This window comes from Stenotrophomonas sp. 59, assembly GCF_030291095.1.
GTDB lineage: Bacteria > Pseudomonadota > Gammaproteobacteria > Xanthomonadales > Xanthomonadaceae > Stenotrophomonas > Stenotrophomonas maltophilia_Q.
On record NZ_CP127408.1, the window covers coordinates 3,961,540 to 3,978,793 of the forward strand.

14 protein-coding genes are annotated in these 17,254 nt (G+C 67.8%); 5 read left to right on the top strand and 9 right to left on the bottom strand.

The features are described 5' to 3' along the window. The first annotated feature begins 102 nt into the window (after positions 1–102). On the top strand, positions 103–1,602 hold the full coding sequence (gene glpK / locus QP552_RS18205) for a glycerol kinase GlpK (RefSeq protein ID WP_286074246.1): 1,500 nt from the start codon (positions 103–105) through the stop codon (positions 1,600–1,602). Between the two features lie 178 nt (positions 1,603–1,780). Here glpK and QP552_RS18210 read toward each other — a convergent pair whose 3' ends face one another. Both QP552_RS18210 and QP552_RS18215 read right to left on the bottom strand, forming a co-directional pair. After that, positions 1,781–2,575, bottom strand: a complete 795-nt coding sequence (locus tag QP552_RS18210) for a MetQ/NlpA family ABC transporter substrate-binding protein (protein ID WP_286074248.1) — start codon at positions 2,573–2,575, stop codon at positions 1,781–1,783. A 26-nt stretch (positions 2,576–2,601) separates the two neighbouring features. Next, positions 2,602–3,573, bottom strand: a complete 972-nt coding sequence (locus QP552_RS18215; RefSeq protein WP_005411144.1) for a YafY family protein — start codon at positions 3,571–3,573, stop codon at positions 2,602–2,604. An 81-nt stretch (positions 3,574–3,654) separates the two neighbouring features. On the opposite strand from QP552_RS18215, the gene QP552_RS18220 reads away from it, so the two are divergent. Together QP552_RS18220 and QP552_RS18225 are read left to right on the top strand one after the other, a co-directional pair. Next, positions 3,655–4,257, top strand: coding sequence for a hypothetical protein (locus QP552_RS18220; RefSeq protein ID WP_106551382.1), 603 nt, complete (start codon positions 3,655–3,657; stop codon positions 4,255–4,257). A 106-nt stretch (positions 4,258–4,363) separates the two neighbouring features. After that, positions 4,364–5,140: a DUF481 domain-containing protein gene (locus QP552_RS18225; RefSeq protein ID WP_046987542.1), complete on the top strand. Its 777-nt coding sequence runs from the start codon at positions 4,364–4,366 to the stop codon at positions 5,138–5,140. A gap of 115 nt (positions 5,141–5,255) precedes the next feature. On the opposite strand, the gene hemC is transcribed toward QP552_RS18225, so the two are convergent. The 5 genes from hemC to mdoH form a co-directional block, all read right to left on the bottom strand. After that, positions 5,256–6,167 (bottom strand): hydroxymethylbilane synthase, encoded by a 912-nt coding sequence (gene hemC, locus QP552_RS18230; RefSeq protein WP_286074251.1) that lies wholly within the window; start codon positions 6,165–6,167, stop codon positions 5,256–5,258. A 561-nt stretch (positions 6,168–6,728) separates the two neighbouring features. Continuing rightward, on the bottom strand, positions 6,729–7,460 hold the full coding sequence (locus tag QP552_RS18235) for a LytTR family DNA-binding domain-containing protein (protein WP_012481330.1): 732 nt from the start codon (positions 7,458–7,460) through the stop codon (positions 6,729–6,731). 10 nt (positions 7,461–7,470) lie between these two features. After that, entirely contained in the window at positions 7,471–8,514 is a 1,044-nt protein-coding gene (locus QP552_RS18240) for a sensor histidine kinase (protein WP_286074254.1), read from the bottom strand. 3 nt (positions 8,515–8,517) lie between these two features. After that, on the bottom strand, positions 8,518–9,177 hold the full coding sequence (locus QP552_RS18245; RefSeq protein ID WP_286074256.1) for an alpha/beta hydrolase: 660 nt from the start codon (positions 9,175–9,177) through the stop codon (positions 8,518–8,520). A 50-nt stretch (positions 9,178–9,227) separates the two neighbouring features. Then, positions 9,228–11,153 (bottom strand): glucans biosynthesis glucosyltransferase MdoH, encoded by a 1,926-nt coding sequence (gene mdoH, locus QP552_RS18250; protein WP_106548859.1) that lies wholly within the window; start codon positions 11,151–11,153, stop codon positions 9,228–9,230. A gap of 494 nt (positions 11,154–11,647) precedes the next feature. Between mdoH and QP552_RS18255 the strand changes: the two genes are divergently transcribed. Then, positions 11,648–13,693, top strand: a complete 2,046-nt coding sequence (locus tag QP552_RS18255) for a TonB-dependent receptor (RefSeq protein WP_106548861.1) — start codon at positions 11,648–11,650, stop codon at positions 13,691–13,693. A gap of 60 nt (positions 13,694–13,753) precedes the next feature. On the opposite strand, the gene QP552_RS18260 is transcribed toward QP552_RS18255, so the two are convergent. Continuing rightward, entirely contained in the window at positions 13,754–13,927 is a 174-nt protein-coding gene (locus QP552_RS18260) for a hypothetical protein (RefSeq protein WP_181358189.1), read from the bottom strand. A gap of 216 nt (positions 13,928–14,143) precedes the next feature. On the opposite strand from QP552_RS18260, the gene QP552_RS18265 reads away from it, so the two are divergent. Beyond that, a complete protein-coding gene (locus QP552_RS18265; RefSeq protein WP_286074259.1) occupies positions 14,144–14,530 on the top strand; it encodes a DUF2628 domain-containing protein in 387 nt (128 codons plus the stop codon). A gap of 96 nt (positions 14,531–14,626) precedes the next feature. Here QP552_RS18265 and QP552_RS18270 read toward each other — a convergent pair whose 3' ends face one another. Continuing rightward, entirely contained in the window at positions 14,627–17,158 is a 2,532-nt protein-coding gene (locus QP552_RS18270; protein ID WP_286074260.1) for a methyl-accepting chemotaxis protein, read from the bottom strand. Between the last annotated feature and the right edge of the window lie 96 nt (positions 17,159–17,254).

The window sequence follows — 17,254 nt, forward strand, 5'->3', positions numbered from 1 at the left end:
AGCCGAGCCATGCTCGGCTGCGTTGTGCAAATGCAGCCGAGCGTGGCTCGGCTCTACAGAGAGAAAGGTAAGTTACCCTGACCGTTCTACCGGAGACGCTGCATGACGCCCCGCTACGTGCTGGCCATCGACCAGGGCACCACCAGTTCGCGCGCGATCCTGTTCGACCGTGCTGGCGACATCGTCGGCAGTGCGCAGCGCGAGTTCGCGCAGATCTTCCCGCAACCGGGCTGGGTCGAGCATGACCCACGCGAGATCCTCACCAGTGTCTATGCCACGCTGACCGAACTGCTCAGCCGCGAACAGATCGACCCGCGCCATATCGCCGCGCTGGGCATCACCAACCAGCGCGAGACCACCGTGGTCTGGGACCGCGCCACCGGCCAGCCAATCCACAATGCCATCGTCTGGCAGTCGCGGCAGAGCCACGCCATCTGCGAGCGGCTGAAGTCCGACGGGCATGAGGCACTGGTCCGCGAACGCACCGGCCTGCTGATCGACGCCTATTTCTCCGCCACCAAGGTGCGCTGGATCCTCGACCACGTGGAGGGTGCGCAGCAACGCGCCGAGCGTGGCGAGCTGCTGTTCGGCACCATCGACAGCTGGCTGGTGTGGAACCTCAGTGGCGGCCAGGCGCACGTGACCGACTACAGCAACGCCGCGCGCACCATGCTGTTCAACATCCACACGCTGGACTGGGATGACGACCTGCTGGCGCTGCTGGACATACCCCGAGCGATGCTGCCGCAGGTGCGCGATTCCAGCGCGGTGTATGCGCACACCCGGCCGCAGTTCTTCTTCGACCACCCGATCCCGATCGCCGGCATCGCCGGAGACCAGCAGGCGGCGCTGTTCGGCCAGGCCTGCTTCCAGCCGGGCATGGTCAAGAACACCTATGGCACCGGCTGCTTCATGCTGATGCACACCGGCACGCAGGCGGTACGATCCCGTAACGGCCTGCTGACCACCATTGCCTGGGGCCTGGATGGCCGCGTGGAATATGCGCTGGAAGGCTCGATCTTCATCGCCGGCTCGGTGGTGCAGTGGCTGCGCGACGGCCTGCGCATGATCGAGCGTGCCAGTGACAGCCAGGCGTTGGCCGCGCAGGTGCCTGACAGTGGTGGCGCCTACCTGGTGCCGGCGTTCGTCGGCCTGGGTGCCCCCTATTGGCGCAGCGATGTGCGCGGCGCGATGTTCGGCTTGACCCGCGGCACCCGCAAGGCGCACTTCGTGCGTGCGGCACTGGAGGCGATGGCCTACCAGACCCGCGACGTGCTCGACGCGATGCAGTCCGATGCGGGCATCGCGCTGACCGAACTGCGTGCCGACGGCGGTGCAATCGGTAATGACTTCCTGGCCGGCTTCCAGGCCGACATCCTCGGCGTGCCGCTGCTGCGGCCACGGCTGACCGAGACCACCGCGCTGGGCGCGGCCTACCTGGCCGGCCTGGCAGTGGGGTTCTGGTCCAGCCGCGAGCAGATCGCCGCGCAGTGGGGCCTGGACCGGCGCTTCGAGCCACAGATGGACGTGGCCCGGCGCGAGAAGCTGTATGCCGGGTGGCAGCAGGCCGTGGCGGCCACCCTCGCCTTCCACGTCGATTGAAACTGCAATGCCGTGCCCGGCTACGGTACGTGGGTTGCCCCTGTAGAGCCGAGCCATGCTCGGCTGCCGTTGGTGGGGCGCCGCAAAAAAGCAGAGCCGAGCATGGGCTCGGCTCTGCAGGGAAGGCAGTGTCGACCAAGGTCGACACCCACCATTCAAATCAACAGATCAGCCGCAATCAGAACGCCGGCAGCACCGCGCCCTTGTACTTGGTCTCGATGAAGGCCTTCACCTGCGGGCTGGTCAGGGCCTTGGCCAGCTTCTGCACGCGGGCGTCGTCCCTGTTGTCCGGCCGCGCGACCAGGAAGTTCACGTACGGCGAATCCTTGCTCTCGATCGCCAGTGCGTCCTGGGTCGGGTTGAGGCCGGCGTCCAGCGCGTAGTTGGTGTTGATCAGGGCCAGGTCGACCTGGTCCAGCACGCGCGGCAGCATCGCCGAGTCCAGCTCGCGGAACTTCAGGTTCTTCGGGTTGGCGATGATGTCGCGCTGGGTCGACAGGGCGTTGGTCGGGTCCTTCAGCGCGATCACGCCGGCCTTGTGCAGCAGGATCAGCGCACGGCTGTTGTTGCTCGGGTCGTTCGGGATCACCACATCGGCGCCTTCGCGCAGCTCGGCCAGCGACTTGATCTTGCGCGAGTACGCACCGAACGGTTCGATGTGCACGCCGATCACCTTCACCAGGTCGGTCTTGCGGTCGCGGTTGTAGGCATCCAGGTACGGCTCGGTCTGGAAGTAGTTGGCGTCCACCTGCTTCTGCACCAGCTGGTCGTTGGGCTGCACGTAGTCGTTGAACACGCGCACGTCCAGGTCCACGCCTTCCTGCTTGAGGATCGGCTTGACCACCTCGAGGATCTCGGCGTGCGGCACGGCCGTGGCAGCCACCACCAGCTTCTGCGAGGGTTCGCCGGACTTGCCACAGGCGGTCAGGGCCAGCGCAGCGGCAAGCAGGGGCAGCAACAGGGTCTTCTTCATGGGCGGTGGGGTTCTCGGGGGGAGTGTCAGGATTTTTCGTAGTTGCTCAGGGCCAGCTCGAGCAGCGCCTTGGCCTGCTCGCGCAGCATCACCGGCTCGACGATCTCGGCATCCGAGCCGTAGTGCAGCACGTCCATCAGCAGCTCGCGGGAGACGCTGTACGGCACCTTCAGTTCATAGCGGCCATCCGCCAGGAAGCGGCCCTGCTGCTTGGAGTGCCAGTGCTCGTCGGCCACCCAGCGCGCGGCCTTGGCACTGAACAGGATGGTCGCCCAGCCCTTCGGCGCACCGGAGAAGATGCCGTAGCTGGCACCCAGCTGCTCGTCCAGCTCGCTGTCGGCCACGTCGCGGGCAGTGCTGTCGACGACCCGCGCCTTGTGGATGCGGTCCACGGCGAAGCTGCGCAGGGCTTCGCGGTCGTGGTCCCAGGCATCCAGGTACCAGTTGTCGCGGTAATGGGTCAGGCGCTGCGGCGAGACGGTGCGCTTGGTCGGCTCGTCGGTGGAACGTGCACGGTACTCGAACGCCAGCTGGCGGCGCTCCAGCACCGCCGAGGCCACGCTGCGGAAGCTGCCTTCATCGAACTTGCGTCCGCGGTGCGGGATTACCCGCACACGGTCCACCGGCCAGTTGGAGACACCGGCCTGGGCTGCCAGCAGGCTCTCGATACGCTGCTGCAGCGGCGCCAGCACCGAGGACAGCACGCCGCCGCCGGTCCGCGCCAGCAGGTGCTGCGAGGCCAGCAGGGCATGCAGCTCCTCCGAGCTGAGCCACAGGCCGGGCAGCTCGAAGCGGTCGCTCTCGTCGGCCTGGTAGCGGAAGCCGGCCTCGCCGTCGCCCTCGATCGGTGCCATCAGCGCATCGCGCAGGAAGGCCAGGTCGCGGTAGACGGTGGCACGGGAACAACCGAGCTTGTCCTGCAGGGTCGCCACCGTCACCGGATAGCGCGCGGACTTGAGCAGACGATGCAGGGCGGTGATGCGTTCGTATCGGTCCATACCCCCGATTATGTCCGAGTCGCGGGTCTTGTGTGGGACGTTTGGGCTATCGTGGTCGCCCCCACCCCCATGGAACGCCCGATGCGCCGGTTGCCCGCCCTGTCCCTGCTGGCCTGCCTGCTGCTGGCTGCCTGCGATCGCGCACCGGCGCCGGCCAGCACCGAAGCCCCCGTGCCCGCCGCAGATCCGGCGCAGGCCGTACTGGGCGCCAGCCAGCGCTTTGCGGCCCTGAGCAGTTTCCATGCCGAGCTGGAGGTGCTGGGCGCGCCGCAGCCGGTGCGCAGCGCCATGGACTTCGTCGCGCCCGACCGCTTCCGCGTGCAGACCCCGGGCGGGCCGCAGACGATCATCGGGGACACCATGTTCCTGCAGGCCGACGGCGCGATCCGCCAGGTTCCCACCCCGCCGGGCCTGCTGGAGCAGTGGCGCAATCCATTGCCGGCCGACGCCCTGCCTGCCGACCTGCAGGCCGAGGATCTGGGCAGCCAATCGCTGGATGGGGTCGAGACCCGTCACTACCGCCTGCGCGGCGCGCAGGCCGGCGAACGCCTGGAGTACTGGGTGGACGCCCAGGGCCTGCCGAGGCAGATCGTGCGCAGCGGCAGCAGCAATGGCCGCAGCTTCCAGCTGCGCCTGCGCTATTCGCGCTTCAACGACCCGGCATTGCGTATCGATCTGCCCTGAATAGGCGTTCGCGGCAACGTCTGCTGAAGCGCGCCTTGGATCGATTCGGACCGCCGTCACGCTTCCAGTATCATCACCGGCTGTCAACCGCTTCGGAGAAGCCCCGATGTCCCTGCGCGTGTCCCTGCTGATCCCCCTGCTGCTGTGCGCGCCGCTCGCGTATGCACAGGATGCCTCCGAACTGGCGGCGATGTCTTCGCCGTGGAGCGGCAGTGGCGGCGAGCTCGGCTTCGCCTCGGCACGCGGCAACAGCAGCACCGAGAGCTTCAACGGCCGCCTGCGCCTGCGCTACACCGACGGCGACTGGGTGCACAGCATGGACCTGTTCGGCCTGCGCTCCAGCTCCAAGGTGACCGAGACCAACGACGACGGCACCACCACCCGCCGCAACAACACCACCGCCAACCGCTACACCGGCAGCGCCGGCAGCGCGCTGCAGCTGGGCGAGCACCGCCAGCTGACCGCCACGGTGCGTACCGAGCGCGACGATTTCGCTACCTACGACCGCCAGAGCTCGTTCGGTCTGGGTTACGGTACCCGCCTGTGGAACACCGAGCGCTTCTCGTTCGACGCGCAGATCGGCCCCGGTGTGCGCCGCACCCACAGCACCGAGGACGACCGCACCCGTACCGGCATGATCGGTCGTGGCCTGTTCGACCTGAAGTACTCGCTGACCGACAACACCGACCTGGTGAACACCCTGCTGGTCGAGTCCGGTTCGTACAACACCTTCGGCCAGAACGACTTCGGCGTGTCGGTGAGCATGAACGAGCACCTGGCGCTGAAGGCCGGCTGGCAGGCGCGTTACAACAGTGACGTGGCCGAGGACAAGCGCAAGACCGATACGCTGACCACGATGAACGTGGTCTACAAGTTCAAGTAAGCAGAACGGGCGCCCAGGCGCCCGTTCTTCTTTCGGTAGTGCCGGCCGCTGGCCGGCAACCGCATCCAATCGGGATCATGAGGTTGCCGGCCAGCGGCCGGCACTACCTGATGGCTCAGACGTCGAGCAGTTCGCCGGCGCCGGCATCCAGCAGCAGCTTCGCCACCTGCTGGCCCAGCGCTTCCGGATCGCTGGCCGGTCCGACCGCTTCGGCACGCACCGCACGGCCATCGCTGGCACTGCCGACCAGCCCCTGCAGGTGCAGGTCGTCCCCTTGCCACTGCGCGATCGCCGCCACCGGCACGTGGCAGCTGCCATGCAACGCGCGGTTCATCGCCCGCTCGGCTTCCACGCAGGCACGCGTAGCTGCATCATCCAGGCCGGCGAACAGCGCCATCAGGCGCGCGTTGCCGCCATCACACTCCACCGCCACTGCGCCCTGCGCCGGGGCCGGCAACCACTGCGGCGGCTGCAGGCGCGCGACGATGCGCTCGCCCAGGCCGAGCCGTTCCAGCCCGGCCACCGCCAGCACGATGGCGTCGTAGCCACCGTTGTCGAGCTTGGCCAGGCGGGTGTTGACGTTGCCGCGCAGGTCCAGCAGTTCCAGGTCCGGTCGCAGCGCGCGCAGCTGGGCCTGGCGGCGCAGTGACGACGTGCCGACCCGCGCACCGATCGGCAACGCGTCCAGCGAGGCATACAGGTTGGAAACAAAGCCATCGGCCGGATCGTGGCGGGTCAGCATCGCCGGCAGCGCGAATGGCGCGTCCAGTTCCATCGGCACATCCTTGAGCGAATGCACGGCGCAGTCGGCGTCACCGCGCAGCATCGCCAGCTCCAGTTCCTTCAGGAACAGGCCCTTGCCGCCGATGGCGGCCAGCGAACGGTCCAGCACCTCGTCGCCGCGGGTGCTCATCGGCACCAGTTCCACATGCAGGCCGGGGTGGGCCTGGCGCAGGCGGTCGGCGACGTGTTCGCTCTGCCAGAGGGCGAGCGGGCTCTTGCGGGTGGCGATGCGGACGGTTTCCATCCGGTCATTATCGCGCCTTCGGCGCGGATACGGCCAACGGCGGAGCCCCTCGTGGCTGGAGCGAACTGCTGGATCATTGCACTAGGCCGGGCGGGGTGGGTTCGCGGGGGACGCCGTAAACCCATCCCTGGGGGCTTGGCCGCGGCATCCATGCCGCGGACACCCCCGCGAACCCACCCCGCCCGACCTCTGACAGTCTCCGTGCGCGCCAGCCACGGAAGATCAAAAGAAAAGAGCAGAAGCAAAAGCAACAGCCGGCGGCTTCCGGGGTCAGATCCCTTTTCCGCAGGAAAAGGGATCTGACCCCTCTTTCCAAGCCGATAACACCAATGCTCTTGCCGTCCGTCACCGGGAAGTTCGCGAGGGTGAGGCGGGATGGGCGGGCGGGACCGTTGGCGCCATGGATGGCGCCATCGAGCCCCCATGGATGGGTTTACGGCGTGTCCCGCCCGCCCATCCCGCCTCGCCCAGCACGCAACAACACAGAGCCGACCAGCCGGCTGTTGCTGTTGCTGTTGCTGTTGATTTCGAAGCAGTCGCGGCCGCAGGCCGCGCGGAACCCTACAGATGCCGCAGTTCCTGCTTCAGCGTCGCCACGCAGCGGCGGCTGACTTCCAGCGGCTGCTTGCCATGCCGCAGCACCGCCTGCACCTGCCCGCCAGTACCACGGCGCAGCTCCACCAGCTCGTGGCGCGCCACCAGGCAGTTGCGATGGATGCGGATGAAACGGCTGGCGAACTCCTCCTCCAGCGATTTCAGCGACTCCTCGATCAGGTCTTCGCCGCGCGCATGGTGCACCACCACGTACTTCTCTTCGGCCTGCAGGTAGTGGATGTCGTCCAGCGGGATCAGCCGCAGGCTGCCACGCAGGCGTGCGCACAGCATGCTGCGGGCCTGCTGCCCGCCGCTGTCCTGCGGCTGGCCATCGCGGCCGGCCAGGAACGTGCGTGCACGTGCGATCGCGGCGGCCAGGCGCTCGGCGCGGACCGGCTTCATCAGGTAATCGATCGCCGCCGCTTCAAAGGCCGACAGGGCGTGCGCGTCGTAAGCGGTGCAGAACACCACCGCCGGCCGCGGCTCGAAGCTGGCCAGATGGCGCGCGGCCTCCAGGCCGTCCAGCCCGGGCATCGCGATGTCCAGCAGGACCAGGTCCGGCTGCAGCTCCGCGCACGCATGCAGGGCCTGCTCGCCGTTGCCGGCCTCGGCCACCACATCCACGCCGTCCTGCGCCGCCAGCAGGCTGCGCAGGCGCTCGCGCGCCAGCGGTTCGTCATCGGCGATGACTACCCTCACGATCGTCCCCTCACTGGATCGGCACTGTCACCTGGCAGGCATAGTAGCCCTCGCTCCAGCCAGCCGTCATCCGCGCGGCGCTGCCGAAGCGCCAGGCCAGCCGGTGACCGATGCTGTGCTGGGCATGGCCGGCACCACGCGCCAGCGCCAGGCCCGGTGCCTGCGGATCGGGCGCGGGATTGCGCACGCGGATCTGCAGCTCACTGCCTTCGCGCACCAGCTGCAATTCGATGGTGCCGCCCTCGGGCAGTCGTGAAATGCCATGCAGCACGGCGTTTTCCACCAGCGGCTGCAGTACCAGCCTCGGCAATGGCAGGTCCCACGGCAGCGGCTCGTCGCGCTGCCAGCGCACCTGCAGGCGTTCGCCCAGGCGCAGCGATTCGATCGACAGATAGCGCTCGGCCAGTTCGCATTCGTCGCGCAACGTGGAATCGCCCTCGCCCGCCCCCAGGGCAGCACGGAACAGATCGGACAGATCCAGCACCGCGCGCTCGGCCACGGCCGGGTCGCGATGCAGCAGGCTGGCGATCAGGTTCATGCTGTTGAACAGGAAATGCGGGCGGATGCGCGCCTGCAGCGCGTCGGCCTGGGCACGCGCGTTGGCCTGCACCTGCGCGGCCCAGCGATCGCTCACATAGAAGTAGCGCAGGGCCAGCGCGGCGATCAGTGCCGTGGTTGCCGCACTGCCGAGTGTGAAGCGCCAGAAGCTGATACCGCGGGCGAAGCTGTCGCCCAGTACCGCGTACAGCGCGTGCACGATGCCGGCACAGATCACCGCGATCAGGGTTGCCAGCACGATCGCCGCGACAGCGCCCAGCACCTGCGGCAGCCTCGACAGTGCCTGCCGCAGCAGGCACAGGCTGGCGGTCACCGCCAGCGCCAGCCACAGCGCGAAGCCGCTGGCCGACAGCAGTTCGCCGAAGGTCCAGTGGCGGCTGCCATCGGGCGCCAGCGCCAGCACCACCACCACCAGCTCGGCCAGGCCGAGCATCGCCGCCAGCCGCGGCAGGCGGCACAGTTCCGGCATCCACGGCGGTGTGCTGGCCGGGGTCATGTATCAGGCCGCGCCCAGCCGTTCCTGCAGCCAGTCACCCAGTGCCTGGATCTCTTCGGCGCAGACCTGGTGGGCCATCGGATAGCTGTGCCACTCCACGTCCAGGCCCAGCGCCTGCAGGGCCTGCGCGCTGTGTACGGCCACCGCCTGCGGAATCACCGGGTCGCTGCTGCCGTGGGCCATGAACACCGGCACCTGCACCGCACCGTCGACGCGCTTGGCGCTCTCGGCTTCCGGCAGGTACGTGGACAGTGCGATCAGGCCGGCCAGCGGCGCGGTGCGCGACAGTGCTGCGGTGAGGATGATCGCGCCGCCCTGCGAGAAGCCGGCCACGAAGATCTTCTCCGGCGCAATGCCGCGCTCGATCTCGCGTGCGATCAGCGCATCCAGCTGCTGCACCGATTCCTGTACGCCGGCCATGTCGGCACGCGAGCGGAAGTCCATGCCGACGATGTCGTACCAGCCGCGCATCGGCACGCCGTTGTTGATCGTGATCGGCCGCACCGGTGCGTGCGGGAACACAAAGCGCAGCGCCGGCCAGTGCGGGCGCACCAGTTCCGGCACGATCGGCGCGAAGTCGTGGCCGTCGGCGCCAAGCCCGTGCAGCCAGATCACCGACCACTGCGGCGACGCGCCGGTCTCCTGTTCCACCGTTTGCAGCATGATGCGGCTCCTTCAAGTTCGAGCCGCATTATGCCGCTGGCGCAGGGCCATCAGTACAGCGGCGGTTGCTCGGCTGCTTCCCGGCGCAGCTGCGCGGCACGTACCAGCACCGGCGGCGGAATGTTCTCTTCGGGAATGTCGAGCAGGCCGAGACGATGCAGGAAGGCGCCCGGGCCGCGCGAGGACGTCAGTGCGACTACCGGCACCGCCAGCACCATGCCGATCACCACCGGCGCCATCCACGCCGCCAGCGAGGGCGATACCGCCCAGGCCAGCAGGCCCATGAAGGCACCGAACACGCCCAGCCCGCCGTAGCCACGGATCAGGGCCATCCACGAGATGCCACCATCGTCACGCTGCTGCGCGTCCCAGCCGGAATCGCGGCCGGACAGCACTTCGGCCACGCCGCGCGACTGCACGTACATCACCACCGGCGCCATCAGCGCGGCCAGCACGGTCTCCACCAGCATCGACACGAACGCACGGATCGCGCCGCCGCAGCCGCGGCGGTCGACCGGGTCCAGCAGCATCGCCAGGTAGCCCAGCACCTTGGGCAGCAGCAGCACCGCCATGGTGGCGGCGAACAGGCGTACCACCTGTTCCTCATCCTGGGCACGCCAGTACACGCTGGGCGACAGGTGCAGCAGGGCGTTGAAGTCGATGCCTTCCTGGAACAGCGGAATGGCGATGCCGATCAGCATCAGCATCGCCCACATCGGCGCGGTGAAATAGTGGCCGATGCCGATCAGCATGTGCGTGCGGCTGATCCAGTGCAGGCCGCGGCTGCCGACCACCTTGCCGTGTTGCAGGTTGCCCTGGCACCAGCGGCGGTCGCGCACCAGCAGGTCGGTCAGCGTCGGCGGGCCCTCTTCATAGCTGCCGCCCAGGTACGGCACCATGTGCGCTGCCCAACCGCCACGCCGCATCAGCGCCGCTTCGACGAAATCGTGGCTGAGCACATGGCCGCCGAACGGCTTGCGCCCGGGCAGCGCCGGCAGGCCGGCGTGGTCGGCGAAGGCACGGGTGCGGATGATCGCGTTGTGGCCCCAGTAGTTGCTCTCGGCGCCATGCCACCAGGCCACCCCACGGGCAATCACCGGGCCGTACACGCGACCGCCGAACTGCTGCATGCGGGCGAACAGGGTGCGGCCACCGATCACCGATGGCAGGGTCTGGATCAGGCCGACATCGGCGTTGTGTTCCATGCCGGCCACCAGGCGCACGATGCTGTCGCCGGTCATCAGGCTGTCGGCGTCCAGGATCAGCATCTGCGGGTAGGCGCCACCGAAGCGACGCACCCAGTCGGCGATGTTGCCGGCCTTGCGCCCGCTGTTGTCGCCACGGCGGCGGTAGAACAGCCGCGTCCGGCCGTCCGGCACGCGGTCGCGCAGTTCGGCGAATACCTGCTCCTCGGCGCGTGCGATGTCCTCGCGCCGGGTATCGCTGAGCACGAAGAAGTCGAAGCGTTCGAGCTGGCCGGTGGCGGCCACCGACTCGTAGATCGCCTGCAGGCCCGCCAGCAGCCGGCGCGGATCCTCGTTGTAGGTCGGCATCAGCAGCGCGGTGCGGCTGTGCACGGTCGGCAGCGGTTTGTCCGGGTCGATGCCGAGGCGGTAGCCGCGGTCGAACACGGCGGTCAGGAAGCCGGCCACGGCGCTGGCAAAGGACAGCGCGATCCAGGCGAACAGGCCGACGAACAGCACCAGCAGGCAGGCTTCCAGCACGCTGATGCCATTGGCCGACAGCACCCGCCACATCATGCGGGTGGCGATGGCGGTCATGGCCAGGGTGCCGCCGAAGATGTAGAACCGGCGCAGGCCGATCAGGCGTGGCGAGGTACGGTGCCGACGGACCTTCAGCGCGCCTTCGCGCAGGGTCTGTTCGGGCATCGACAGCGGTGATTCGGCGGGCAGCAGCGCCCAGCCGGCGTCGAGCCGGGGCGTATCCGCTTCCGCGTGGATGGTTTGACCCCCCATCACCGCTTACTCCCCACGGTCGGCATGGCCGGCCGTCCCGGCCGGGCTGCATGCGCGAAGGTTCCCGGCGCGCCTTCCCGGCGCCCGCACTTGTCCTGGCTGTGCCGGCCCTTGGCCGCACAGTCGCTGTCTGTCACTACCGGAACCCACACGATCTCCAACGGGGCGGAATCGAAAATGCGGCCCAGTCTAGGGCGCCGGATGTAAGCCGAGTGCGAAGGCCTACGCCGGGATTTATCCCCATTCAGCAAACAGCAGGCGATGGCGCGCCGAGCAGTGGGATGTCACTTCGTGACACCGGGTACTGGATCGTAACAAACGCGAACGGTTATCATTTCATTAACCAGGCAGGTCACCGTCTTCCGAACGGCCGAGACCCACCCAGCTGCGCCGGCCCGAACCGTGCGCCCTACGACCCATGGAAGGGGGCCTGCCTGCTTGTCTGCGTGCGCCCGTTGCTTCCATCCGGTCCCCCTCATCCGATGGAAGCCGTCATGTCCCAGCTGTTCCGTTCCCGTTCCGCGCGCCTGCCGCGTACCCGCCTGGCCAGTGCCCTGGCCACCGCCTGCCTGCTGGCCCTGCCCGGCCTTGCCGCCGCAGAGGCCAGCGCCGATGCCTCCACCAAGGATCTGGATACCGTGGTGGTCACCGCCTCGGGCAACCAGCAATGGATCAAGGATGCCCCGGCCAGCATCAGCGTGATCAGCCGCGAGGACATCGCGCGCCAGCCGGTGCACGACCTGGCCACCCTGCTCAGCCGCGTGCCCGGCGTGACCGGCGGCCTGAGCGCTGTCGGCGAGCAATCCAAGATCAAGCTGCGCGGCATGCCGTCCAACTACACGCTGGTGCTGGTGGACGGCAAGCGCATGGGCAGCTCGGCATCGACCAACTACCGGCCGGACCTGGGCCGCCAGGATCTGAACTGGATTTCGCCCGACCAGATCGAGCGCATCGAAGTGGTGCGCGGACCAATGTCGTCGCTGTACGGCTCCGACGCCATGGGCGGCGTGATCAACATCATCACCCGGCGCATCGGCGATGAATGGAACGGCAGCGCGACGCACAGCTATACCCGCCCCGGCGACGGCAAGCGTGGTGATACCCAGCAGATCGGCGCCACCTTCTCCGGCCCGCTCGGCGAACGCTTTGGCCTGCGCATCGGTGCCAACAGCATGCGCCGCGACTCGGACCAGTCCAACGGTGGTGTCTACGGCAACGCCTATGCCGGCGAGAAGGACCGCAATGTCGACGCACTGCTGCAGTGGAAGCTCAGCGACGCGCAGGAACTGTCGCTGGAAGCCGGCCATGGCGTGCAGCAGGCCTTCATCGACGCCTCGCTGGAAAAGCAGGACGAAGGCGCCTGGGGTGCCAGCGAACTCAAGCGCAGCTCGCTGGCGCTCAACCACGATGGCAAGTGGAGCTTCGGTAATTCGAAGATCAGTGCGTACTGGACCGAGTACAAGAACGACATCGGTGCTACCGGCCGTTCCGAAGCAACCGATACAATCATCGAGGGCAGCCTGACCACGCCGTTCACCCTCGGCGTTGAACACCAGTTCGCCGTGGGCGGCCAGTGGAAGCGCCAGGAGCTGACCAACACCGACACCATCGGCCGCGCGCCGATCGACTATGCCGGCAATGCCGTCAGCGGCTCCGATCTGGAAGTGGACACCTGGGCCCTGTTCGTCGAAGACGAACTGAAGCTGCACCGCACCCTGGCGCTGACCCTGGGCGCGCGCCTGGACCACCATGAGAAGTTTGGTGGCCACGTCAGCCCGCGCGCCTACCTGGTCTGGCATCCGGCCGAGCAATGGACCATCCGCGGTGGTGTTTCCAAGGGCTTCCGCGCCCCCAGCCTGACCGAGAACTCCGCCACTGCCGCTACCCAGTCCGGTGGTCGTGGCTGCACCTCGCTGATCCCGCTGGGCTATACCCGCGGCGGCTGCTACATGGCCGGCAACCCTGACCTGGATCCGGAAACCAGCACCAACCGCGAGATCGGCATCAGCTTCGACAACGACCTGGTCGATGCCGGCCTGACCTACTTCCATACCGACTTCAGGAACAAGATCGAGTACGCACCGCTGGGCAGGTTCAACGGCATCTGGTGGACGCGCATGAGCAACGTGCAGCGCGCACGCACCAGCGGCATGGAAGGCAATCTGAACTTCCGCTTCGGCGAGCACTGGCGCTGGCGCACCTCGGCGACCTGGATGAAGGAAGCCAAGAACCTGACCACCGGCCGCAACCTGATCGATACCCCGGAATTCTCTGGCTATTCGTCGCTGGACTGGACGCCCAACACAGTGTTTTCCAGCAGCCTGTCGGCGCAGTACACCGGCAAGCAGACCGGCACGGCGACGACCTTCCTCAAGGCCTACACGCTGTATGACCTGACCGCAGCCTGGAACGTCAACGAGGTGCTGACCCTGCGTGGCGGTGTCAGCAACCTGGCCGACAAGAAGCTGTATGCGGAAGGCTCCACCGACTACTTCGTGGCCGGGCGCAGCTACTTCCTCAGCATGACCGCGCGGTTCTGACCAGGAGCGTCCGCCGCGATCGCGCTGGCGACGGGCCAGCGCGATCGGCGGTGTTGCGGATTACTCGCTTTGCAGTGCGGCGGCAGGCGCCGCGCTCTGCGTAGCCGCCGTGCGTGCACGGTCCATCGCTACCGCCAGTTGCTGGCGTGCGAGCAGCTGTTGCGCCTGCACCACTTCAGGTGTCGGCAGGAGCACCGGTCCCGGTGCGTTTTCCGGTGTAGCAGGTGTGGTCATGCAACCTCCATGGACATCCCGCCACCGCACGGATTCAGCTGGTGCGGCAGCGGAACTGCGCACCCTATCCTAAAAACAAGGCGGATGGGTGACGGTGCGCGCCCTGGCCGCAGGGCCATAGCGCACTGGGCGTCACATTTTTGACGCTGCGGGGTGGCTTCCTGAACCGGCCGCCCCGTATGATGTAAACGTTTTCCCACAAGGACGTGTACGTCAATGAACGCAGTCGACCTCTCCCGCTTCAGTCCGAAGTGGCAGTTCCGCTTCAACTTCTTCCAGCAGCACGGCGCGCCCAAGGAACCAGGCTTCAAGCAGGCCTGGAAGGCGCTGTCCTTCGGCGACCGCCTGAAGGTCAACATCAACTTCTTCGCCTTCTTCTTCGGCGCCATCTACCTGTTCATCCTGGGCATGTGGCGCAAGGCGCTGGTGGTGATCGGCATCAACATCGCGCTGGCCGTCGTGACCCTGTTCCTGCCCGACATCGTGGCCCGTGCCGTGTTCGTCGCCATGAACTTCCTGGTCGCCTCCAGCACCAACTACAGCTACTACCTGGAGCAGGTGAAGGGCCGCGCCAGCTGGAACCCCTTCGAAGGCATGTTCTAAAGCGGCGGCAGCGGCCGGCTCCGACCGGCACAGCGACGAGCAGAAACGACGACGCCCGGCCTTGGCCGGGCGTCTTCATGTGCACTCCGGCCAGCGTCAGGCCGCGCGGCGTGCCGCGGCCACCGGCTCGGCCTGCAGGCGGAAGCGCGAGACCGCCACGGCCAGCTGCTCGGCCTGCTCCTCCATCGCCCGCGCCGCGGCGCTGGCTTCCTCCACCAGTGCGGCATTCTGCTGGGTGGTCTCGTCCATCTGCACGACGGTCTGGTTGACCTGCTCGATGCCGGCCGACTGTTCGCGCGAGGCGGCCGAGATCTCGGCCATGATCTCGTTGACCCGTCCCACCTGGCCGACGATGGCCTGCATGGTGCGGCCCGCACCGTGCACCAGCTGCGCACCGGCACCGACCTGCGCCACCGATGCGTCGATCAGCTCCTTGATCTCCTTCGCAGCGCCTGCCGAGCGCTGCGCCAGCGCGCGTACTTCGCTGGCGACCACGGCGAAGCCGCGGCCCTGCTCACCGGCACGCGCCGCTTCCACCGCCGCGTTCAACGCCAGGATGTTGGTCTGGAAGGCGATGCCGTCGATCACCGAAATGATCTCGGCGATGCGCTGCGACGATGCCTCGATCTGCTCCATGGTCTGCACCACCTGGTTGACCACTTCCCCGCCCTCGCTGGCAACGCCAGCGGCGGAACCGGCCAGGGTATTGGCCTGCAGCGCGTGGTCGGCGTTCTGGCGCACGGTGGAGGTCAGCTCCTCCATCGAGGCGGCGGTCTCTTCCAGGTTGGCGGCCTGCTGCTCGGTACGACGCGAGAGATCGCTGTTGCCCGCAGCGATCTCTCCCGCCGCCAGGCGGATGCTGGCTGCCGACTGCTGGATCTGCCCGACGATCTGGGTCAACTGCTGCACGGTGCTGTTGGCATCGTCGCGCATCACCGCGAACACGCCATGGAAATCACCACGCATGCGTGCGCTGAGGTCGCCGGCGGCAATCGCGCGAAGCAGCGTCGACAGCTCAGCCAGATTGTGATCGCTGACCTGCATCATGATGTTGAGGGTCTCCACCATGCGGCGGAAATCGTGATCGAAGCGCTGGGCGTCGCCGCGTACAGCGAAGTCGCCGGCCGCCGCCGCGGCAGCCAGCTGCTGGATCTGCTCGTTGATCGCGGCCAGGTTGCTCTTGGTGGTGGCCATTGCAGCGGTGAACACCGCCTTCTCGCCCGGCAGCGCTTCCATGTCCACGCTGAGGTCACCCACCGCGTAACGCTGCATCACCTCGACCAGGCGCTGGGTGACCGCATTGCTGGAGGCCACCAGCTGGTTGCTGTCGGCCACCATGCGGCCGTACTCGCCGGGGAAGGCAGTGGCGTCCATGCGGTAGCTCAACTCGCCGGCATCGTGGCGGCGCGCCATTTCCGCCTGTGCGGCCATCACCGCCTGCAGCTGTCCGCGCATGCCCTGCATCGCCTCCAGCAGGCGCCCCACTTCATCATTGCTGCGCGCCGGCAAGGTGCTGTCGAGCTTGCCGGCGGCAACGTCACCCGCCACCCGCACCGCTTCGGCCAACGGGCGGATCGCCAGGCGGCGCAGCAGCACGTAGACACCTGCGCTGAGGGTCAGCGCGGCCACCACGCCAACCAGCAACGTCAGCCACAGCAGCTGGCGCGCCTCGGCGACGATCACCGCATGCGGCATCACCACGCCCAGTGCGAAGCGCTGCGGGGCATTGCCCACGCGCAGCGGCACGTACACGCGCACATTGCCGGCCGCGTCCGGGGTGAAGGCCTCAAACCTGCGGTCGGCGGCGATGTCGGCCAGCATGTTGCGGGTCAATGCGTCGCTGCGCGGCTTGCCGATCTCGGCAGCGTTCGCCGACGCCAGCACCACGCCCTTGGGCGAAAGCAGCTCGACGCGACCTGCGCCCATCGGCGTCAGCGTCGCCAGGTGCTTCTGCAGCGCCGCCAGCGAGAAGTCGACGGTGAACACGCCGAGGAAGGTACCGTTCTCGACGATCGGCGAGCTCAGCGTGCTCATCAGCACCTGCTGGCCGGCGATGTCGTAGGCATAGGGTTCACTGACCTTGGGCAGCTTGTCGCGGCTGGGCACCACGTACCAGTCGGCCGAACCGTCGGCGGCTTCGGTGTAGTCGGTCATGGTCGACTGCTGCGGCTTGCCGTCATGCCAGGCCCAGTAGCTCATGTAGCGGCCGCTGGCATCGTGCATCTCGGTATTGGCGAACTCGGCATCCTTGCCATCGAAGGCGTCGGCCTCCCACATGGTGCTCTTGCCCAGCCATTCCGGGTGGGTACGCAGCTGCTCACCGAGCACGGCCGCCAGGCTGGCGCGATCAGGCACGTCACCCCGCGCGCGCTGGGCGAGCACGGCTTCGACCATGGCATCGTTGCTGGCGAACGCCGTGCCCAGGTCGGCGGCGACCTGGCGCGCTTCGGCGTTGGCCTCGCTGGTCATGGTCTGGCGCGAGGCATCGATCAGGCTGGCACTGGCCTGGCGATAGATCAGGAACGCCGTCAGGCCGAAGCACAGCAGCGCGATGACAGCGGTGCCCAGCATCAGCTTGTGGGCGATGCTGCCCGGACGGCGGGCAGCGGCGGAACGGGAAGAAGGCATGGAGGGGTCCGCAAGGCAGTTCAGGACGACCGGCACCGCGAGGGCACCGCGCAGGTGCGCGATCCGTCGCGCAGGCCACCGGCCGCCGGGACCCGC

What these genes read in the sequence shown, in the direction of transcription:
- QP552_RS18265 (WP_286074259.1), top strand. Translation starts at nt 14,144, where the DNA reads ATGAACGCAGTCGACCTCTCCCGCTTCAGTCCGAAGTGGCAGTTCCGC.
- QP552_RS18270 (WP_286074260.1), bottom strand. Translation starts at nt 17,158, where the DNA reads ATGCCTTCTTCCCGTTCCGCCGCTGCCCGCCGTCCGGGCAGCATCGCC.
- hemC (WP_286074251.1), bottom strand. Translation starts at nt 6,167, where the DNA reads ATGGAAACCGTCCGCATCGCCACCCGCAAGAGCCCGCTCGCCCTCTGG.
- glpK (WP_286074246.1), top strand. Translation starts at nt 103, where the DNA reads ATGACGCCCCGCTACGTGCTGGCCATCGACCAGGGCACCACCAGTTCG.
- QP552_RS18245 (WP_286074256.1), bottom strand. Translation starts at nt 9,177, where the DNA reads ATGCTGCAAACGGTGGAACAGGAGACCGGCGCGTCGCCGCAGTGGTCG.
- QP552_RS18260 (WP_181358189.1), bottom strand. Translation starts at nt 13,927, where the DNA reads ATGACCACACCTGCTACACCGGAAAACGCACCGGGACCGGTGCTCCTG.
- mdoH (WP_106548859.1), bottom strand. Translation starts at nt 11,153, where the DNA reads ATGGGGGGTCAAACCATCCACGCGGAAGCGGATACGCCCCGGCTCGAC.
- QP552_RS18215 (WP_005411144.1), bottom strand. Translation starts at nt 3,573, where the DNA reads ATGGACCGATACGAACGCATCACCGCCCTGCATCGTCTGCTCAAGTCC.
- QP552_RS18240 (WP_286074254.1), bottom strand. Translation starts at nt 8,514, where the DNA reads ATGACCCCGGCCAGCACACCGCCGTGGATGCCGGAACTGTGCCGCCTG.
- QP552_RS18255 (WP_106548861.1), top strand. Translation starts at nt 11,648, where the DNA reads ATGTCCCAGCTGTTCCGTTCCCGTTCCGCGCGCCTGCCGCGTACCCGC.
- QP552_RS18225 (WP_046987542.1), top strand. Translation starts at nt 4,364, where the DNA reads ATGTCCCTGCGCGTGTCCCTGCTGATCCCCCTGCTGCTGTGCGCGCCG.
- QP552_RS18210 (WP_286074248.1), bottom strand. Translation starts at nt 2,575, where the DNA reads ATGAAGAAGACCCTGTTGCTGCCCCTGCTTGCCGCTGCGCTGGCCCTG.
- QP552_RS18220 (WP_106551382.1), top strand. Translation starts at nt 3,655, where the DNA reads ATGCGCCGGTTGCCCGCCCTGTCCCTGCTGGCCTGCCTGCTGCTGGCT.